This is a genomic window from Streptomyces sp. WM6378 (genome assembly GCF_001279695.1).
Classification (GTDB): domain Bacteria; phylum Actinomycetota; class Actinomycetes; order Streptomycetales; family Streptomycetaceae; genus Streptomyces.
Map to the genome: position 1 here is coordinate 1 of NZ_LGDD01000155.1, position 17646 is coordinate 17646.

Consider the following 17646-nt stretch of genomic DNA (forward strand, 5'->3'; position numbering starts at 1 on the left):
GACCAAGGACGGCAAGCCGATCACGGTCAAGGGAACGGTCACGCAGCGGCCCTCGACCTCCTGCGTGACCGTTCCCTTGACCGTGATCGGCTTGCCGTCCTTGGTCTCGCCCTGGCAGTCCACGTCGGCGACCTGCCGGGTGGTGCTGCCGGCCGAAGGGGTCGCGCTGGGGCCGCCCTTCAGGTTGGCGGTGCAGGTCAGCCACTTGATCGCGACGTGCTGGTGCTGCAGCGCGGCGGTCGCCGTCTGGTCCGTGGTGACCGCGACCGCGGCGGAGTTGAGCCCGCCGACCGGGTCGCAGGCGGCGGCCCCGCCGATCGCCAGCGCGGCCATGGCCACGGCCGGCAGGGTTCGGTACGCCCTGCGGCGGGCGGTGTGTCGTGCTGGGCGGTGCGACCTCTTGGCCCCCATGAGCGCCAGGGTGCCACCGCGGCACCGGGTGCGGTAGACCCCTTGCGGCCATCCCGTCGCGTTCCGGGGTGGCCCGGTCGCGGTCCGGTCGCGGTCCGGCTGCCGCGCTGGAGGGTCAGGACCAGCGCCCGGTCCTCGCCATCAGTACCGCCGCCCCCACCGTCCCCGCCGTCGACGTGCGCAGCACGCTGCTCCCCAGGCGGTACGGCTTCGCGCCCGCCTCGGCGAACGTGGCCAGTTCTTCCGGGGAGACGCCGCCCTCCGGGCCGACCACCAGGACGATCTCGCCCCGGGCGGGCAGGTCCGCCGTGGACAGGGCGGCCGAGCCGGAATCCCTGTCCTCGTGCAGGACCACCGCCAGGTCCGCCCGCGCGAGGAGCGCCGCGACCTGCTTCGTCGTCATCGCTTCCCGTACGTCCGGGAAGCGCACCCGACGGGACTGCTTGCCCGCCTCGCGGGCCGTACTGCGCCATTTCGCGAGGGACTTGAGGCCGCGCTCGCCCTTCCACTGGGTGATGCAGCGCCCGGCCTGCCAGGGGACGATCGCGTCGACGCCGGTCTCGGTCATCGTCTCCACGGCGACCTCGCCCCGGTCGCCCTTGGGCAGCGCCTGCACCACGGTGATCCGTACCGCGGGCTCCTCCTCGGTGGCGCGAGCCGTGACCCGTACGACCAGGCGGTCCTTGCCCTCGGCCGCGACGACCACCGCGTCCGCCCAGTTCCCGGCGCCGTCGGTGAGGGTCACTTCCTCGTCCGCGTGCAGCCGTTTGACGGAGACGGCGTGCCGGCCCTCCGCGCCGTCCAGGACGAACTCGCCGCCGCCCGGCACCTTGTCGACAACGAAGACCGGGGCGGTCATGACGCACTCCTCATGTTCTTCAGGTTCTGCAGTGTCTGGGTCAACTCCGCTGCCGCGTCGTCGAGTTCGGCGGCCAGGACTTCAACGAGCCTGCCCGCCGGGAGCTCCCTGGCGAGGCGGTGGCCCTGGCCCGCCCACAGCGCCATGCCCTGGGGGTCGCCGGCCTCGGCCGCGGCCTTGCGCAGGCCCGCCGTGAGCTGGTGCACCTGCGGATACGCGGCGGGGGCGTACGGCCCGTGCTCCCGCATGAAACGGTTCACCAGGCCCCGCGCGGGCCGCCCGGAGAACGCCCGCGTCAACTCCGTACGCACGAAAAGGGGATTGGTCAGCGCCTGCTTGTGCAGCACGTTCGCGCCCGACTCCGGGCACGCCAGGAACGCCGTGCCGAGCTGCGCCGCGTCCGCTCCCGCCGCGAGGACCGCCGCGATCTGCGCGCCCCGCATCAGGCCGCCCGCCGCGACGATCGGCAGCTGAACCGTCTCCCGGACGAGCCCGATCAGCGTGAGCAGCCCGATGCCGGCCCCGCCGACCTGCGGATCGTCCCGGTACGTGCCCTGATGGCCGCCCGCCTCGACGCCCTGCACACACACCGCGTCCGCCCCCGCCCACTGCGCGGCCTGCGCCTCCTGGGGGGTGGTCACGGTGACGATCGTGTACGTACCGACCTTCGCGAACGCGTCGAACACCGGGCGCTCGGGGCAGCCGAAGGTGAACGAGACCACCGGCACCGGATCCTCGCGCAGGATCGCCAGCTTGGCCTCGTAGTTGTCGTCGCCCCCACCGTCGGCCTCGCCCAGCGGGGTCTCGTACCAGGTGACCTCGCCGGCCAGCTGGTGGCGGTAGACCTCGATGGCGGCGGGGTCGGTGTGCGGGTCCTGGGGCATGAACAGGTTGACTCCGAAGGGCTGGTTCGTCAGCCCCCGCATCTGCTTGATCTCCTGGTACATGCCGTCGGCGGTCTTGTACCCGGCGGCCAGGAACCCGAGCCCCCCGGCCTCCGAGACGGCCGCGGCCAGCGCCGGACCGGAGGCGCCGCCCGCCATGGGCGCCTGCACGATCGGATACCGGCAGAGATCGGTCAAAGCCATGCCCGCATCGTGCCACGCTGTTGCTCTCGCACCGAATCGCCTGTTCCTCCCGGGGTGGGTGAGGCCGGCCCCCTGCTCAGGGGCTCCGCCCCCGAACCCCCGCTCCTCAAACGCCGGAGGGGCTGGATTTTGGCTGAGGTCCACTTTTCAACCCGCGGACCGAAGGCCTCGGGGGTTTGGGGCGCAGCCCCAAAAGAAAAAGGGGGCTCCGGGGGTCACCCCCGGAGCCCCCCCTCACGGCTCAACGCCCGTTGAACGCGTCCTTCAGCCGGGAGAACAGGCCCTGCTGCCCCGGCTGGAACTGGCCCGTGGGGCGTTCCTCGCCGCGGAGCTTGGCCAGCTGGCGCAGGAGGTCCTCCTGCGCGGGGTCCAGCTTGCTCGGGGTCATGACCTCGACGTGCACGATGAGGTCACCGCGGCCGCCGCCGCGCAGGTGCGTGATGCCGCGGCCGTGCAGCGGGATGGACTGGCCGGACTGGGTTCCCGGGCGGATGTCCACCTCCTCCATGCCGTCGAGCGTCTGGAGCGGCACCTTCGTGCCGAGCGACGCCGCCGTCATGGGGATGGTGACCGTGCAGTGCAGGTCGTCGCCGCGGCGCTGGAACACGTCGTGCGCCAGCTCGTGGATCTCCACGTACAGGTCGCCGGCGGGGCCGCCGCCGGGGCCGACCTCGCCCTCGCCCGCGAGCTGGATCCGGGTGCCGTTGTCGACACCGGCCGGGATCTTCACGGTGAGGGTGCGCCGGGAGCGGATGCGGCCGTCGCCCGCGCACTCGGGGCACGGGGTCGGGACCACGGTGCCGAAGCCCTGGCACTGGGGGCAGGGCCGCGACGTCATGACCTGGCCCAGGAAGGACCGGGTGACCTGGGACACCTCGCCGCGGCCGCGGCACATGTCACAGGTCTGCGCGGAGGTGCCGGGGGCGGCCCCCTCGCCCGAACAGGTCGTACACACCACGGCGGTGTCGACCTGGATCTCCTTGGTCGTGCCGAAGGCCGCCTCGTTGAGGTCGATCTCCAGGCGGATCATGGCGTCCTGGCCGCGGCGGGTCCGCGAGCGCGGGCCGCGCTGGGATGCCGTGCCGAAGAAGGCGTCCATGATGTCCGAGAAGTTGCCGAAGCCGCCCGCGCCGAAGCCGCCGGCACCGCCGCCGCCCCCCGACGACGACAGCGGGTCGCCGCCGAGGTCGTAGACCTGCTTCTTCTGCGGGTCCGACAGGACCTCGTACGCGGCGTTGATCTCCTTGAAGCGCTCCTGCGTCTTCGGGTCCGGATTCACATCCGGGTGGAGTTCGCGTGCGAGGCGCCGGAACGCCTTCTTGATCTCGTCCTGTGATGCGTCGCGGCGCACGCCGAGTACGGCGTAGTAGTCCGTGGCCACTTACGACTCCGCCAGGATCTGTCCGACGTAACGTGCCACTGCGCGTACCGCTCCCATCGTTCCGGGGTAATCCATGCGGGTCGGTCCGACCACGCCGAGTTTGGCGACCGCCTCGCCGCCGGAACCGTAGCCGACCGATACGACGGACGTGGAGTTCAGTCCTTCGTGGGCGTTGTTCTCGTGCCCGATGCGTACGGTCATGCCCGATTCCTTGGCCTCGCCGAGCAGCTTGAGGAGCACGACCTGCTCCTCAAGCGCCTCCAGCACCGGCCTGATGGTCAGCGGGAAGTCGTGTCCGAAGCGGGTGAGATTGGCGGTGCCGCCGATCATCAGCCGCTCCTCGGTCTCTTCGACCAGGGTTTCGAGGAGGGTGGCGAGGACCGTCGAAACGGTTCCTCGGTCCTCCGGTTCAAAGGACTCCGGCAGGTCCTGCACCAGCTGCGGCACGTCCGCGAAGCGGCGTCCCACCACTCGTGCGTTGAGCCGGGCCCGCAGGTCCGCGAGCGAGGCCTCGCCGAACGGCGCCGGGCAGTCGACCATGCGCTGCTCGACCCGCCCGGTGTCCGTGATCAGCACCAGCATCAGCCGGGCCGCCGCGAGTGAGAGGAGCTCCACATGCCGCACCGTGGACCGGGTCAGCGACGGGTACTGGACGACCGCCACCTGCCGGGTCAGCTGCGCGAGCAGCCGCACCGTACGGGCCACGACGTCGTCCAGGTCCACCGCGCTGTCCAGGAAGTTCTGGATCGCCCGGCGCTCCGGCGACGACAGGGGCTTGACGCCCGCGAGCCGGTCGACGAAGAGCCGGTAGCCCTTGTCGGTCGGGATCCGGCCGGCGCTGGTGTGGGGCTGGGCGATGAAGCCCTCCTCCTCCAGAACCGCCATGTCGTTGCGCACGGTCGCCGGGGACACGCCAAGGGCGTGCCGCTCGGTCAGGGCCTTGGACCCGACCGGCTCCTCGGTGCCGACATAGTCCTGGACGATGGCGCGCAGCACCTCCAGCCTGCGTTCACTGAGCATCGCGCACACCTCCAGTTGCCGTCCGTTTGGCACTCACTGTGTTCGAGTGCCAGCAATCCCCCGGCCAGTGTACGGCCGACCGGTACGCCCCTAGCAAGGGCGGCCGACCACGCTACCGTGCGGCGTCGCCCCTCGATTGCGGATAGCGTCGCGTCATGGACGTCAGTTGGGAAGAGTTCGGCTGGGAGCGCCTCGGCGACGGGGTCGGGCGCAGGCGCCTGCCGGTCTGGGACGCCACGGCCGCACTGGTCGCCGGGGAGAGCTCGCTCCTCTTGTACGACACCGGCGCGACGCTCCGCGAGGGCGCCGAACTCCGGACACAGGCCGAGGCCCTCTTCGGCCGCCGTGTGACCCATATCGCGCTCAGCCACCCCCACTTCGACCACGTCCTGGGCACGGCCGCCTTCTCCGGCGCCGAGGTGTACGGGGCCGTCGGCATCGAGCGGGCGCTGGGACGCGACGAGCTGCGCGACGACGCGGCCCGCCAGGGGGTGTCCGCCCAGGACGCGGCCGAGGCGGCCGACCTGCTGGTCGTGCCGCACCACGCGGTGTGCGGCGAGTGGACGCTGGACCTGGGCGGCCGCCAGGTACTGCTCGCGAACGTCGGGCCCGGTCACAGCGGCCACGACCTCGCGGTCCTGGTCCCCGCGACCGGCGACTCGCCCGAGATCGTCTTCTGCGGCGACCTGGTCGAGGAGTCGGGCGAGCCCCAGGCGGGCTCCGACGCGGTGACCTCGCGCTGGCCGGCCGCCCTGGACCGGCTCCTTTCGCTGGGCGGCGAGGACGCGGTGTACGTGCCGGGGCACGGGGCGGTGGTGGACGCCGCCTTCGTACGGGCCCAGCGGGACCAACTCGCGGTGCGGTTCGGGGTGTTGTAGCCCCGGCCCCGATCCGGCCCCGGCCGCGCCACATCGTCGGGGGCCAACCCCCTTTCCTCCCGGCCACCCCGAATAATGGGCCCATGCGTAGCTATAGCCCCGATCTCACCCCGCCCTGGAAGAAGAAGCAGGTGCCCGTTCCTGAGGTGCCTGCCGAGGTCGACCTCGTCGTCGAGGAGGTCTCCACGGGATTCTGCGGAGCCGTGATCCGCTGCGAGAAGACGGCCGAGGGGCCGACGGTCACCCTGGAGGACCGCTTCGGCAAGCACCGCGTCTTCCCGCTGGCACCCCGCGGCTTCCTCCTGGAGGGCAAGGTCGTCACACTCGTGCGCCCCTCCGCTTCGGCCCCCGCGGGGCCCGCCCGTACGGCCTCCGGATCGCTGGCCGTGCCGGGGGCGCGGGCCCGGGTCGCGCGGGCGGGGCGGATCTATGTCGAGGGGCGCCACGACGCGGAGCTCGTGGAGCGGGTGTGGGGGGACGACCTCCGGATCGAGGGCGTGGTCGTCGAGTACCTGGAGGGCATCGACGACCTTCCGGCGATCGTCGCCGAGTTCGCCCCCGGGCCGGACGCGCGGCTGGGGGTTCTGGTCGACCACCTGGTCCCGGGCTCGAAGGAGTCCCGCATCGCGGCGTCCGTGACGCATCCGGATGTGCTGGTCGTCGGGCACCCGTACATCGACGTGTGGGAGGCGGTGAAGCCGTCGTCCGTGGGGATTGCGGGGTGGCCGGTAGTGCCGCGGGGGCAGGACTGGAAGACGGGGGTCTGCCGGGCGCTGGGGTGGCCCGAGAACACGGGGGCGGCTTGGCAGCGGATCCTGTCGGGGGTGCGGTCGTACAAGGACCTGGATCCGTCGCTGCTGGGGTCGGTGGAGCACCTGATCGACTTCGTGACGGCCCCGTAGCCTTTCCCCACCCCACCCCTTCCCGAGACCCTCCGGGGGAATTCGTTCGGCTGACGGCCGGTACTCCTGGGGCTCCGCCCCAGACCCCGTTCGCGCCTGAAAGGCGCTCGTCCTCAAACTCCCCCAAGGCCTCAAGGGCCAGGGGGGACCCCATGACGGGCTGAAGATGTCGGTGCCAGCCAGCGTCAATCCCGCTAGGGGCGCGAGGAACTGCGCGACCGACCACCCACGGGCCGAGGCCGAAAGCTGTTTAGGGGCGCGGGGAACTGCGCGACCAGCCACGCACGGTCCGCAGTCGACCCACTCGCCCCGGGAGGGAGGGCGGTTCAGTCCACCAGGTCCCGAACCACCGCATCCGCCAGCAGCCGACCCCGCAGGGTCAGCACGGCCCGGCCCTCCGTGAAGGACATCGCGTCCAAGAGGCCGTCCTCCGCCGCGCGGCGGGCCGCCGTCAGGCCCGTCGGATGCAGCAGGGTCAGCGGGCAGCCCTCTCGCAGGCGGAGTTCCAGGAGGATGCGTTCCACCCTGCGGTCCTCCGGGGACAGAACCTCCCGCCCCGCGCCGGGGGAGCGGCCGGACGCCAGGGCCGCCGCGTACGCGCCCGGGTGCTTCACGTTCCACCACCGCACCCCGCCCACATGGCTGTGGGCGCCGGGACCCGCCCCCCACCAGTCCGCCCCGCGCCAGTACAGCTCGTTGTGCAGGCAGCGGCCGGCGGGCGTCGTGGCCCAGTTCGAGACCTCGTACCAGGAGTAGCCCGCGGCGCCCAGGACCTCGTCCGCGATCAGGTACCGGTCCGCGTGCTCGTCGTCGTCCGTCATCGGCACCTCGCCGCGCCGGATGCGGCGGGCGAGCTGCGTGCCCTCCTCGACGATCAGGGCGTACGCGCTGATGTGGTCGGGGCCCGCGCCGACGGCCGCGTCGAGCGAGGCCCGCCAGTCCTCGTCGCTCTCGCCCGGCGTGCCGTAGATCAGGTCCAGGTTGACGTGGTCGAAGCCCGCCGCGCGGGCCTCCGCGACGCACGCCTCCGGCCGGCCCGGCGTGTGCGTACGGTCGAGGACCTTCAGGACGTGCTGCCGGGCGCTCTGCATGCCGAAGGAGACCCGGTTGAAGCCGCCCGCCCGCAGCTCCGCGAGGTACGCCGGGTTCACCGACTCCGGGTTCGCCTCGGTCGTGATCTCCGCGTCCTCGGCCAGGCCGAACTCGTCCCGCACCGCCGCCAGCATGCGCACGAGGTCGGCCGCCGCGAGCAGTGTGGGCGTGCCGCCGCCCACGAACACCGTCCGCACCGGGCGGGGGTCCTCGCCGAGGACCTTCCGGGCCAGGCGGATCTCCTCGACGACCATGTCCGCGTAGTTGTCGCGGGAGGCGAGGACGCCGCCCTTGCCCACCAGCTCGCTCGCCGTGTACGTGTTGAAATCGCAGTAGCCGCAGCGCGTCGCGCAGTACGGAACGTGCAGGTAGAAGCCGAGCGGCCGCTCCCCGGCGCCTTCCAGGGCAGCGCGGGGCAGCGACCCGTCCTCGGGCATGGGCTCACCATCGGGCAGTACGGAAGGCATGCCCCCATTGTCCGCCACCCCGGCCAGTCCGATGACCGCCCCCGCACAGGCACCCCCTGGGGCGCGGAACCGCGCGGCCAGCCGCCTGCGGCCCGCACCCGAGCCCCCGCCCGTCCGGCACTGTTCACGTCACCCCTCTCCCTCCCGACCCCGCCCGTACGCCATCGTGTCCCGCGGAACAGACACACCTTCAACCCACCGAAGGGCATCCGGCCCCAACCACCCGAAGGGCAACCGCACATGATGATCCGTCAGCGAACTCTTCTCGTCTCCGGCAGCCTCGCCGCCGCCACCGTGCTCGCCCTGTCCGGGACGGCGGGCGCCGCCGTCGTCAAGCTCAGCCAGTCCGCGGCCGCCTCCCAGCTGTCGGCGGCGGGCGTGACCCACTCCTCCAGCGGCGGCTGCACCACCCGTTCCAACTCCACCTGCACCTCGTACGAGCAGATCAACCAGGCCACCGTCGACGGGCTCAGGACGCTCAAGTCCGCGAGCAAGTGCGCGATCAACGTCACCGGCGGCACCGAGGTGGGTCACGCGGCCGGCACGTACAGCCACTACAACGGCTACAAGGCCGACATCTCGCGCAACACCTGCGTCGACTCCTATGTCACCAACAGCTTCACGCGCATCGCCACCCGTAGCGACGGCGCCACCCGCTGGCGCTCCTCGGCCGGCAACGTCTACGCCAACGAGGGCACCCACTGGGACATCACCTACTGCGGCGGCGACGCCTCCTGCACCGCCGCCGCCAGCGCCTGAGAGCAGCGGCGGGAAGGACCCAGGCCCGCCCGGCGCCGACGGGCGGGCCTGGTCAGTTCGCCCGGAGGACGAGGAGCGCGAGATCGTCCGCGGGCGGGGCCTCGTCGAAGTCGTACACCGCCTGCTTGATCCGGCCGGCCACCCCGGAGGCGGTCAGGCCGACGCAGCCGGACAGTTCCGTGGCGAGCCCGTCGGCGTCGTCGAACATGCGCGGGCCCGAGCGGCGCTCGGTCACCCCGTCGGTCACGCACAGCAGGGTGTCGCCCGAGGTCAGGCGCAGGCTCTCGCTCTCGTAGCGGGCGCCCTCGACCACGCCGAGCAGGACCTGCGGGACGGCGGCCGCCCGGACCGAGCCGTCGGGCCGAAGGAGCAGGGGCAGCGGGTGTCCGGCGCTGGCCAGGGTGCAGCGCACTCCCCGGGCGTCCGGCACCAGCTCTCCGTACAGGAGGGAGAGGAAGCGGGCCTGCGGTCCTTCGGCCTCCCCCACGGGCTCGGCGGTCGCGAGGCGGACCGCCGCCTCGGCCGCCTCGGTGGCGTCGTCGACCAGCAGCTGGTTGAGCCGGTCGAGCACCTCGTGCACCGCGTAGCCCTCGCGGGCGAGCAGCCGCAGCCAGGGCCGGGCCAGGCCGGTCACCACGGCGGCTTCGGGGCCGCTGCCCTGGACGTCGCCGAGTGCGAAGCACCAGCGTCCGTCGGCGCCGGGGAAGACGTCGTAGAAGTCGCCGCCCGCCAGCGCCTCGTTGCTCGGCTCGTAGACGAAGGCGCTGTCGATGCCGGGGATCTCGGCGACCCGGGTGGGCAGCAGGCCGCGCTGGAGCACCCTGCTGATGGTCGCCTGCCGGGTGTACTGGCGAGCCGCGCCGACCGCGAGGGCCACCCGGCGCAGGAAGTCCTCGATCAGGCCGGTGACCTCGTCGGGGATGCGCGACAGGCCGGCCCGGCCGAGCAGCAGCACGCCCACTTCGCTGCCGCCCGCGACCAGGCGGTAGGCGAGCGCCGCGCCGTCCGCGCCGAGCTCGGGCGTGCGGGGCCAGGGCATCGGCACCGGGCCGCCGCGGGCGGAGGCGGGCAGCCGGGGCGGCTCCTTCTCCACGGCGGCCCGCAGCGGCTCTATGGCGGCTTCCTTCGCGTGCCAGACCCGGGCCAGGCGGGGCGCGGCGAGCGGGCCGCCCGCGTCCTCGTCGAGCCAGATCGCGCACCAGTCGGCGAGCCGGGGCACCAGGAGCTGGCCGGCCAGGGCCGCGATCATGTCCTCGTCGAACTGTCCGGCCAGGAGGTCGGAGGCCTCGGCGAGGAAGGAGAGGGCGCCCCGGTTGACCCAGTCGCGGTCGTGCCGGCGCGGGGTGCGGTGCGGGGCCGGGGCGAGGATCTCGGCGGCGCGCAGGCCGCGTTGGAGGAGTTCGTCGCGGTGGCCGGCGGGCGGCTCGGGCGGCTCGTCGGCGTCCACGGTGAGGCGGGCCCAGACGGTTTTCAGCCCGCTGCGGTAGGTGATGCCCCAGCATTCGGCGAGGGCGGCGACGACGTGCAGGCCGCGCCCGTACTCGTACGCCGCGTGCTCGTCCCGGGCCCGGTGCGGCTCGCTGGATACCGCACGGGAGGGATGGTGGTCGGAGACTTCGATGACGAGGGCGGCCGGTTCCTGGCCGTCGCCGCGCTCCAGACGGCACAGCACGTCGACGGTGGTGCCCGCGTGGACGACCGCGTTGGTGACCAGCTCGTTGACGAGGATCGCCGCGTCGTACGTGAACTGGTCGGTGAATTCCGGGAGTTGACCTGATACCGGCGGGCCGAGCCCGGCCCAGTCGGCGAGCGCGGCCCGTATGAATCGCCGGGCGGCGCAGGGGGCGAGCGGGTTGCCGGGCAGGCTGGTGCGGGCGGTCGGGCAGGCGCCGGGTTTCGCCGCGGCGGACTGAACGTGTGCCGCCTCGGTCGGGTCGTAGGAGGTCGGGGAATACGGGCGGTTCATGCTCCCCCGCTGCGCTGGAAAGGGTCCCACGGTGCGGCTCCTGACCGTTCTCGCGAATGCGCCGCTCACGACACCGACAGAGTGACAGACTGAGCGGGCCCATTAGCTCCGAGTCACCGAAGTGGGCCTGCATGAACAGAGACAGTGCTATGCCACCGGACGAGGGCGGCTGGGTCCGTGCCTCGGAGCTCCGTCCCCTCATCGCGGCGATGACGGCCCTGCGCGACGGCGACTTCCGGGTGCGGCTCCAGGAGGTCCACGAGGGGGTGCCGGCCGAGCTGGCCGCGCTCTTCAACCAAGTGGCCGTGCGCAATCAGCACTTCACCGACGAGCTGATGCGGGTGCGCCGCGAGGTGGTCCGGCACGGGCGGCTCGACGAGCGGCTCGCGGCCAGCCCCGGGCAGGGCACCTGGACCGCCGGCATCAGCCATGCGAACACCCTGCTCGACGCCCTGGTGGTGCCGGCGGCGAACGCGACGCGGGTCCTCGACGCGGTGGCGGGCGGCGATCTGACCCAGCGCGTCGATCTGCACGACGGCAACCGGCAGCTGCGCGGCGATCTGCGCCGGCTCGGCCGGGCGGTCAACAAGATGGTCGACCAGCTGTCGCTGTTCACCGGCGAGGTGACCCGGGTCGCGCGCGAGGTGGGCACCGAGGGGCGGCTCGGCGGGCGCGCCAAGGTGCAGGGCCTGAGCGGGAGTTGGCGCGATGTCACCGAGGCCGTGAACACCATGGCCTCGCGCCTGACCGCGCAGGTCCGCGACATCGCGGCGGTGACCACGGCGGTGGCCCGCGGCGATCTGACCCGTACGGTCACGGTCGAGGCGACCGGCGAGTTGCTCGAACTGAAGCTGACCGTCAACACGATGGTGGACCAGCTGTCCGCCTTCGCTGATGAGGTCACGCGCGTGGCCCGTGAGGTCGGCACCGAGGGTCAGCTGGGCGGCCGGGCGCAGGTGCGGGGCGTTTCCGGGGTCTGGAAGGACCTCACCGACAACGTCAACTTCATGGCGTCCAACCTGACGTCCCAAGTGCGCAACATCGCCCAGGTCACCACCGCCGTCGCCAACGGCGACCTGTCCCAGAAGATCACCGTCGACGCGCAGGGCGAGATCCTGGAGCTCAAGTCGACCATCAACACCATGGTCGACCAGCTCTCCGCCTTCGCCGACGAAGTCACCCGCGTGGCCCGCGAGGTCGGCACGGAAGGCAACCTCGGCGGGCGTGCCCAGGTGCGCGGGGTGTCCGGGGTCTGGAAGGACCTCACCGAGAACGTCAACTTCATGGCGGACAACCTGACCTCGCAGGTCCGCAACATCGCCCTCGTGTCGACCGCCGTCGCCCAGGGCGACCTCGGCAAGAAGATCACGGTGGAGGCGAAGGGCGAGATCTTGGAGCTCAAGTCGACCATCAACACCATGGTCGACCAGCTCTCCGCCTTCGCCGACGAAGTCACCCGCGTGGCCCGCGAGGTGGGTACGGAAGGCAACCTCGGCGGTCAGGCGCAGGTGCGGGGCGTTTCCGGGGTCTGGAAGGACCTCACCGACAACGTCAACTTCATGGCGTCCAACCTGACGTCCCAGGTCCGCAACATCGCCCAGGTCACCACCGCCGTCGCCAACGGCGACCTGTCGAAGAAGATCACCGTCGATGCCCGGGGCGAGATCCTGGAGCTGAAGGACACCGTCAACACGATGGTGGAGCAGCTGCGCGCCTTCGCCGACGAGGTCACCCGCGTGGCCCGCGAGGTCGGCACGGACGGCCGGCTCGGCGGGCGCGCCCAGGTGCTCGGTGTGTCCGGCGTGTGGAAGGACCTCACCGACAACGTCAACTACATGGCGGACAACCTGACGTCCCAGGTCCGCAACATCGCGCAGGTCGCCACGGCGGTGGCCCAGGGCGACCTGTCGAAGAAGATCGACGTGGACGCGCGCGGCGAGATCCTGGAGCTGAAGACCACCATCAACACCATGGTGGACACGCTGTCCTCGTTCTCCTCCGAGGTCACCCGGGTGGCCCGCGAGGTGGGCTCCGAGGGTCAGCTCGGCGGCCAGGCGCGGGTCGAGGGCGTGTACGGGACGTGGAAGCGCCTGACGACCAACGTCAACGAGCTCGCCCTGAACCTCACCACCCAGGTCCGCGCGATCGCCGAGGTCGCCTCGGCCGTCGCCCAGGGCGACATGTCCCGCTCGATCACCGTGGAGACCCGGGGCGAGGTCTCCGAGCTGAAGGACAACATCAACCTGATGGTGTCCAACCTGCGCGAGACGACCCGGGCCAAGGACTGGCTGGAGTCCAACCTGGCGCGTCTGGCCGGGCTCATGCAGGGCCACCGCGACCTGATGGAGGTCGCCGACCTGATCCTGCGCGAGCTGACCCCGCTGGTGAACGCCCAGTACGGCGCGTTCTTCCTGGCCGACCCGGACGGCGACGGCACCCCGTCCCGCACCACCAGCACCTCCAAGGGGCTCGCCTTCATCGCCGGGTACGGCTCCGCGCAGGGCGCGACCGTGGACACGACCGGCATGCCGGGCCACGGCCTGGTCCGGCAGGCGGCCCTGGAGAAGAAGCGGATCCTGCTCGAAGAGGCCCCGCCGGACTACATCAAGATCAACTCGGGGCTCGGCGAGGCCTCGCCCGCCAGCGTCGTCATCATCCCGATCCTCTTCGAGGACAAGCTGCTCGGCGTGATCGAGCTGGCCTCCTTCTCCCGCTTCTCCGATGTCCACCTGGCCTTCTTCGACCAGTTCGTGAACACCATCGGCGTCGCGATCAACACCATCATCGCCAACTCCCGCACCGAGTCGCTCCTGAGCGAGTCCCAGCGGCTCGCCGTCCAGCTCCAGGAGCGCTCGGACGAACTCCAGCGCCAGCAGGCCGAGTTGCAGCGATCCAACGCCGAACTGGAGGAAAAGGCCGCCCTGTTGGCTACCAGCTCCCAGTACAAGTCGGAGTTCCTGGCGAACATGTCGCACGAGCTGCGCACCCCGCTCAACTCGCTGCTCATCCTCGCCCGGCTGCTCTCCGACAACCCGGACGCCCATCTGTCCGACCAGGAAGTGCAGTTCGCCACGACGATCCACCGGTCGGGCTCCGACCTCCTCCAGCTGATCAACGACATCCTGGACCTGTCGAAGATCGAGGCGGGCCGCATGGACGTACGCCCCAAGAAGCTCCCCCTCATCAAGGTCCTCGACTACGTCCACGCCACCTTCCGCCCCATCACGCTCGACCGCGGCCTCGCCTTCGACGTGGCGGTGGGCGAGGAAGTGCCGCGCGAGATGTACTCCGACGAGCAGCGCCTCCAGCAGATCCTGCGCAACCTGCTGTCCAACGCGATCAAGTTCACCTCCTCGGGCCGCGTCGAGCTGCGCGTCAGCCGCATCAAGGACCCGGAGAACGGAGTGCTGCGCGGCTCCGACGACCTGATCGCGTTCGCCGTACGGGACACCGGCATCGGCATCGCGCCCGAGAAGCTCCCGGTGATCTTCGAGGCGTTCCAGCAGGCCGACGGCACCACCAACCGCAAGTACGGCGGCACCGGCCTCGGCCTGTCCATCAGCCGCGAGATCGCCGGGCTGCTCGGCGGGCGCATCATCGCCGAGAGCGAGCCGGGCCGCGGCTCCACCTTCACCCTGTACGTCCCCGTCCTCTACCCGGGGCACGTGCCCAGCGAGGCCGAGCAGCAGGGCTCCGAGCTCACCCTCGACACCTCCGACCGGCTCTCCGACGACCATCTCCTGCTGCCCGACCAGGACGACGGCTGGCCCACCGCCACCAGGCTGGAGGAGTGGAAGCGTGGCCGGCCCGGTCAAGTCCTGCTCGGGCGCCGGGTGTTGATCGTCGACGACGACATCCGCAACGTGTTCGCGCTCACCCATGTGCTCGGCCGGGTCGGCATGCCGGTCCTGTACGCGGAGAACGGGCGGGAGGGCATCGAAACCCTGGAGCGCAACCCTGACATCGAACTGGTCCTGATGGACATCATGATGCCCGAGATGGACGGCTACGAGACGATCGAGGCGATCCGGCGCAGCCCGCTGTGGACCGATCTGCCGATCGTCGCGCTCACCGCGAAGGCGATGCCCGGCGACCGGGAGAAGTCGATCGCCCAGGGCGCCAACGAGTACGTACCCAAGCCCGTGGACGTGGACCTGCTCCTCGGTGTCGTCTGCGCCCTACTGGACCCCGAGGGCCGGGCGGAGGAGGCTGACGACACCACCCCGTCCGTCCCGGAGCAGTCGAGCGGCGCCGGGGAGACGGCGGCTGCACCACCGAGCACGTGAGGCGACCTGGCATGAGCACAGAGGCACCACCCGGCGAGCGGGCGAGCATCCTCCTCGTCGACGACATGGAGGACAACCTGATCGCCCTGGAGGCCGTCCTCAGCTCCCTGAACGAGCCGCTGGTCAGGGCGCGTTCGGGTGAGGAGGCGATGAAGGCCTTGCTGCGGCGGAAGTTCGCGGTGGTGCTGCTCGACGTGCGGATGCCGGGCATGGACGGCTTCGAGACGGCGTCCAACATCAAGCGGCTCGACCAGACGAAGGACGTGCCGATCATCTTCCTGACCGGCACGGACGGCGACAACGGCTACGCGTTCCGCGGGTACGCCACGGGCGCGGCGGACTTCCTCACCAAGCCCTTCGACCCCTGGGTGCTGCGCGCCAAGGTGAACGTGTTCCTCGAACTGCACCGCAAGAACCGGCAGTTGGAGCGGATGCTGGCGGGCGAGCAGAAGCAGCTCGACCAGATTTCCGCGCGGCTCGGCGCGATCGAGGACGAGCTGACCCGGGGCGGGCTCGCCGAGGTGACCGAGCTGCGCCACCAGATGGCCCGCCTGGAGGACGCCCTGCGGGCCCTCAGACGGGCCCGCAGCATTACGTGAACGGAACGGTCAGGCCTCCCGGGAGCCCGCGTACATCTCGTCGATCAGGGCCCGGTACTGGCGCTCGACGACCGGCCGCTTCAGCTTGAGGCTGGGCGTCAGCTCGCCGTGCTCCACGTCGAGATCGCGCGGGAGCAGCCGGAACTTCTTGATCGTCTGCCAGCGCTGGAGGCCCTCGTTGAGGCGCTTGACGTAGCCGTCGACCAGCTCCACCGCCCTCGGGTCCGCCACGATCTCGGCGTACGAGCCCTGGATGCCCTGCTCCTTGGCCCAGCCGAGGATGGTGGGCTCGTCGAGGGAGATCAGCGCGGTGCAGAAGTTCCGGTCGGCGCCGTGCACCAGGATGTTGGAGACGAACGGGCAGACCGCCTTGAACTGGCCCTCGACCTCGGCGGGCGCGATGTACTTGCCGCCCGACGTCTTGATCAGGTCCTTCTTGCGGTCGGTGATGCGCAGGTAGCCGTCGGCGGACAGTTCGCCGATGTCGCCGGTGTGGAACCAGCCGTCGGACTCCAGGACCTCGGCGGTCTTCTCGGGCAGCCCGTGGTAGCCCTGCATGATGCCGGGGCCGCGCAGCAGGATCTCGCCGTCGTCCGCGATCCGCACCTCGGTGCCGGGCAGCGGCTTGCCCACGGTGCCGGTGCGGTAGGCCTCGCCCGGGTTGACGAAGGAGGCGGCCGAGGACTCGGTGAGGCCGTAGCCCTCCAGGATGTGGATGCCGGCGCCGGCGAAGAAGAAGCCGATCTCGGGCGCGAGCGCGGCCGAGCCGGAGACGCAGGCCCGCAGCCGGCCGCCGAACGCCTCGCGGATCTTGCTGTAGACGAGCGCGTCGGCGACCTTGTGCTTGGCCGCGAGCGCGAAGGGCGCGCCGGGCCGGCCGGTGCGGCGGAAGTTGTCCTGGCTGGCCTTCGCGTACTCGCGGGCCACCCCGGCCGCCCACTGGAAGATCTTGTACTTGGCCCCGCCGCCCTCGCGGGCCTTGCCCGCGACGCCGTTGTAGACCTTCTCGAAGATGCGGGGCACCGCGGCCATGTAGGTCGGCTGGACCACCGGCAGATTCTCGATGATCTTGTCGATGCGGCCGTCGACGGCGGTCACGTGCCCGACCTCGATCTGGCCCGAGGTGAGCACCTTGCCGAAGACGTGCGCGAGCGGCAGCCACAGGTACTGCACGTCCTCGCCGGTCACGAGGCCGGTCGCGGCGATCGCCTTGGCCATGTACGACCAGTTGTCGTGCGGCAGCCGTACGCCCTTGGGCTTGCCGGTGGTGCCGGAGGTGTAGATGAGGGTGGCGAGCTGGTCGGCGGTGATGGCCGCGATCCGCTCCCTGACCGCCTCGGGGCTCTTCTCCAGGAGGGCGGCGCCGCGCGCCTCAAGCTCGGCGAGGCTGAGCACCCAGCCTTCCGGGTCGCCCTCGGCCGCCTCCGCGCCGGCCGGGTCGATGACCACGACGTGCCGCAGGTTCGGCAGCTCAGCGCGGCGCTCGCGGGCCTTGGCCAGCTGGGCCGCGTCCTCGGCGATCAGGACCCGGCTCTCGGAGTCGGCCAGGATGAACGCCGACTCCTCGGCGTTGGTGGAGGGGTAGATCGTGGTCGTGGCGGCGCCCGCGCACATCACCCCGAGGTCGGCCAGGATCCACTCGACGCGGGTGGCGGAGGAGAGCGCGACCCGCTCCTCGCCGCGCACCCCGAGGTCGGCCAGGCCCGCGGCGATCGCGTAGACCCGCTCGGCGGCCTGGGCCCAGCTGAGCGACTTCCACTCGTCGGGGGCCTGCCCCGCACCCGGTACGGGGTAGCGGTAGGCCTCCGCGTCGGGCGTGGCGTCCACGCGCTGGACGAAGAGGGTCGCCACGGACGGCGGCCGATTCTCGATCAAGGTCTGTGTGTCGCTCACGACGTCCTCCGGGCTGGCCTGCGGCAAGGCTGCGCGACTGGTTGG

13 protein-coding genes are annotated in these 17646 nt (G+C 71.6%); 5 read left to right on the forward strand and 8 right to left on the reverse strand.

Annotated features, from left to right (window positions below; genetic code table 11):
- The 5 genes from ADK54_RS14825 to hrcA form a co-directional block, all read right to left on the reverse strand.
- On the reverse strand, positions 1-411 hold a 411-nt coding region (locus ADK54_RS14825; protein WP_159047765.1), incomplete at its 3' end, for a hypothetical protein.
- A gap of 115 nt (positions 412-526) precedes the next feature.
- Entirely contained in the window at positions 527-1270 is a 744-nt protein-coding gene (locus tag ADK54_RS14830; protein WP_053726093.1) for a 16S rRNA (uracil(1498)-N(3))-methyltransferase, read from the reverse strand.
- Entirely contained in the window at positions 1267-2358 is a 1092-nt protein-coding gene (locus tag ADK54_RS14835) for a nitronate monooxygenase (protein ID WP_053726094.1), read from the reverse strand. The genes ADK54_RS14830 and ADK54_RS14835 overlap by 4 nt, the downstream gene beginning before the upstream one ends.
- Before the next feature lie 241 nt (positions 2359-2599).
- Positions 2600-3739: a molecular chaperone DnaJ gene (gene dnaJ, locus ADK54_RS14840; RefSeq protein WP_053726095.1), complete on the reverse strand. Its 1140-nt coding sequence runs from the start codon at positions 3737-3739 to the stop codon at positions 2600-2602.
- Positions 3740-4759, reverse strand: coding sequence for a heat-inducible transcriptional repressor HrcA (gene hrcA, locus ADK54_RS14845; protein ID WP_053726096.1), 1020 nt, complete (start codon positions 4757-4759; stop codon positions 3740-3742).
- 155 nt (positions 4760-4914) lie between these two features.
- Between hrcA and ADK54_RS14850 the strand changes: the two genes are divergently transcribed.
- Positions 4915-5637 carry an MBL fold metallo-hydrolase gene (locus ADK54_RS14850; protein WP_053726097.1) on the forward strand — a complete coding sequence of 241 codons (723 nt, stop codon included), beginning with the start codon at positions 4915-4917 and terminating at the stop codon, positions 5635-5637.
- A gap of 83 nt (positions 5638-5720) precedes the next feature.
- Positions 5721-6539 carry a DUF3097 domain-containing protein gene (locus ADK54_RS14855; protein WP_053726098.1) on the forward strand — a complete coding sequence of 273 codons (819 nt, stop codon included), beginning with the start codon at positions 5721-5723 and terminating at the stop codon, positions 6537-6539.
- A 326-nt stretch (positions 6540-6865) separates the two neighbouring features.
- Here the strand turns inward: ADK54_RS14855 and hemW are convergent, their stop codons facing one another.
- Entirely contained in the window at positions 6866-8098 is a 1233-nt protein-coding gene (gene hemW, locus ADK54_RS14860) for a radical SAM family heme chaperone HemW (RefSeq protein ID WP_078966388.1), read from the reverse strand.
- Positions 8099-8338: 240 nt separating this feature from the next.
- On the opposite strand from hemW, the gene ADK54_RS14865 reads away from it, so the two are divergent.
- Complete coding sequence (locus ADK54_RS14865; RefSeq protein ID WP_053726100.1) at positions 8339-8857, forward strand: hypothetical protein; 519 nt, start codon at positions 8339-8341, stop codon at positions 8855-8857.
- Between the two features lie 52 nt (positions 8858-8909).
- Here the strand turns inward: ADK54_RS14865 and ADK54_RS14870 are convergent, their stop codons facing one another.
- Complete coding sequence (locus ADK54_RS14870) at positions 8910-10823, reverse strand: ATP-binding SpoIIE family protein phosphatase (protein WP_053726101.1); 1914 nt, start codon at positions 10821-10823, stop codon at positions 8910-8912.
- Positions 10824-11032: 209 nt separating this feature from the next.
- Here ADK54_RS14870 and ADK54_RS14875 point away from each other — a divergent pair, with 209 nt between their 5' ends.
- Entirely contained in the window at positions 11033-15109 is a 4077-nt protein-coding gene (locus ADK54_RS14875) for a HAMP domain-containing protein (RefSeq protein ID WP_053726169.1), read from the forward strand.
- Between the two features lie 11 nt (positions 15110-15120).
- Positions 15121-15708, forward strand: coding sequence for a response regulator (locus ADK54_RS14880; RefSeq protein WP_053726102.1), 588 nt, complete (start codon positions 15121-15123; stop codon positions 15706-15708).
- 9 nt (positions 15709-15717) lie between these two features.
- On the opposite strand, the gene ADK54_RS14885 is transcribed toward ADK54_RS14880, so the two are convergent.
- Complete coding sequence (locus ADK54_RS14885; RefSeq protein ID WP_053726170.1) at positions 15718-17601, reverse strand: AMP-dependent synthetase/ligase; 1884 nt, start codon at positions 17599-17601, stop codon at positions 15718-15720.
- Between the last annotated feature and the right edge of the window lie 45 nt (positions 17602-17646).

Excerpts from the sequence above, each read along its gene's own strand:
- hrcA (WP_053726096.1), bottom strand. The coding sequence starts at position 4,759 with ATGCTCAGTGAACGCAGGCTGGAGGTGCTGCGCGCCATCGTCCAGGAC.
- ADK54_RS14875 (WP_053726169.1), top strand. The coding sequence starts at position 11,033 with ATGACGGCCCTGCGCGACGGCGACTTCCGGGTGCGGCTCCAGGAGGTC.
- hemW (WP_078966388.1), bottom strand. The coding sequence starts at position 8,098 with ATGCCTTCCGTACTGCCCGATGGTGAGCCCATGCCCGAGGACGGGTCG.
- ADK54_RS14865 (WP_053726100.1), top strand. The coding sequence starts at position 8,339 with ATGATGATCCGTCAGCGAACTCTTCTCGTCTCCGGCAGCCTCGCCGCC.
- ADK54_RS14855 (WP_053726098.1), top strand. The coding sequence starts at position 5,721 with ATGCGTAGCTATAGCCCCGATCTCACCCCGCCCTGGAAGAAGAAGCAG.
- ADK54_RS14850 (WP_053726097.1), top strand. The coding sequence starts at position 4,915 with ATGGACGTCAGTTGGGAAGAGTTCGGCTGGGAGCGCCTCGGCGACGGG.
- ADK54_RS14880 (WP_053726102.1), top strand. The coding sequence starts at position 15,121 with ATGAGCACAGAGGCACCACCCGGCGAGCGGGCGAGCATCCTCCTCGTC.
- ADK54_RS14870 (WP_053726101.1), bottom strand. The coding sequence starts at position 10,823 with ATGAACCGCCCGTATTCCCCGACCTCCTACGACCCGACCGAGGCGGCA.
- ADK54_RS14830 (WP_053726093.1), bottom strand. The coding sequence starts at position 1,270 with ATGACCGCCCCGGTCTTCGTTGTCGACAAGGTGCCGGGCGGCGGCGAG.
- ADK54_RS14835 (WP_053726094.1), bottom strand. The coding sequence starts at position 2,358 with ATGGCTTTGACCGATCTCTGCCGGTATCCGATCGTGCAGGCGCCCATG.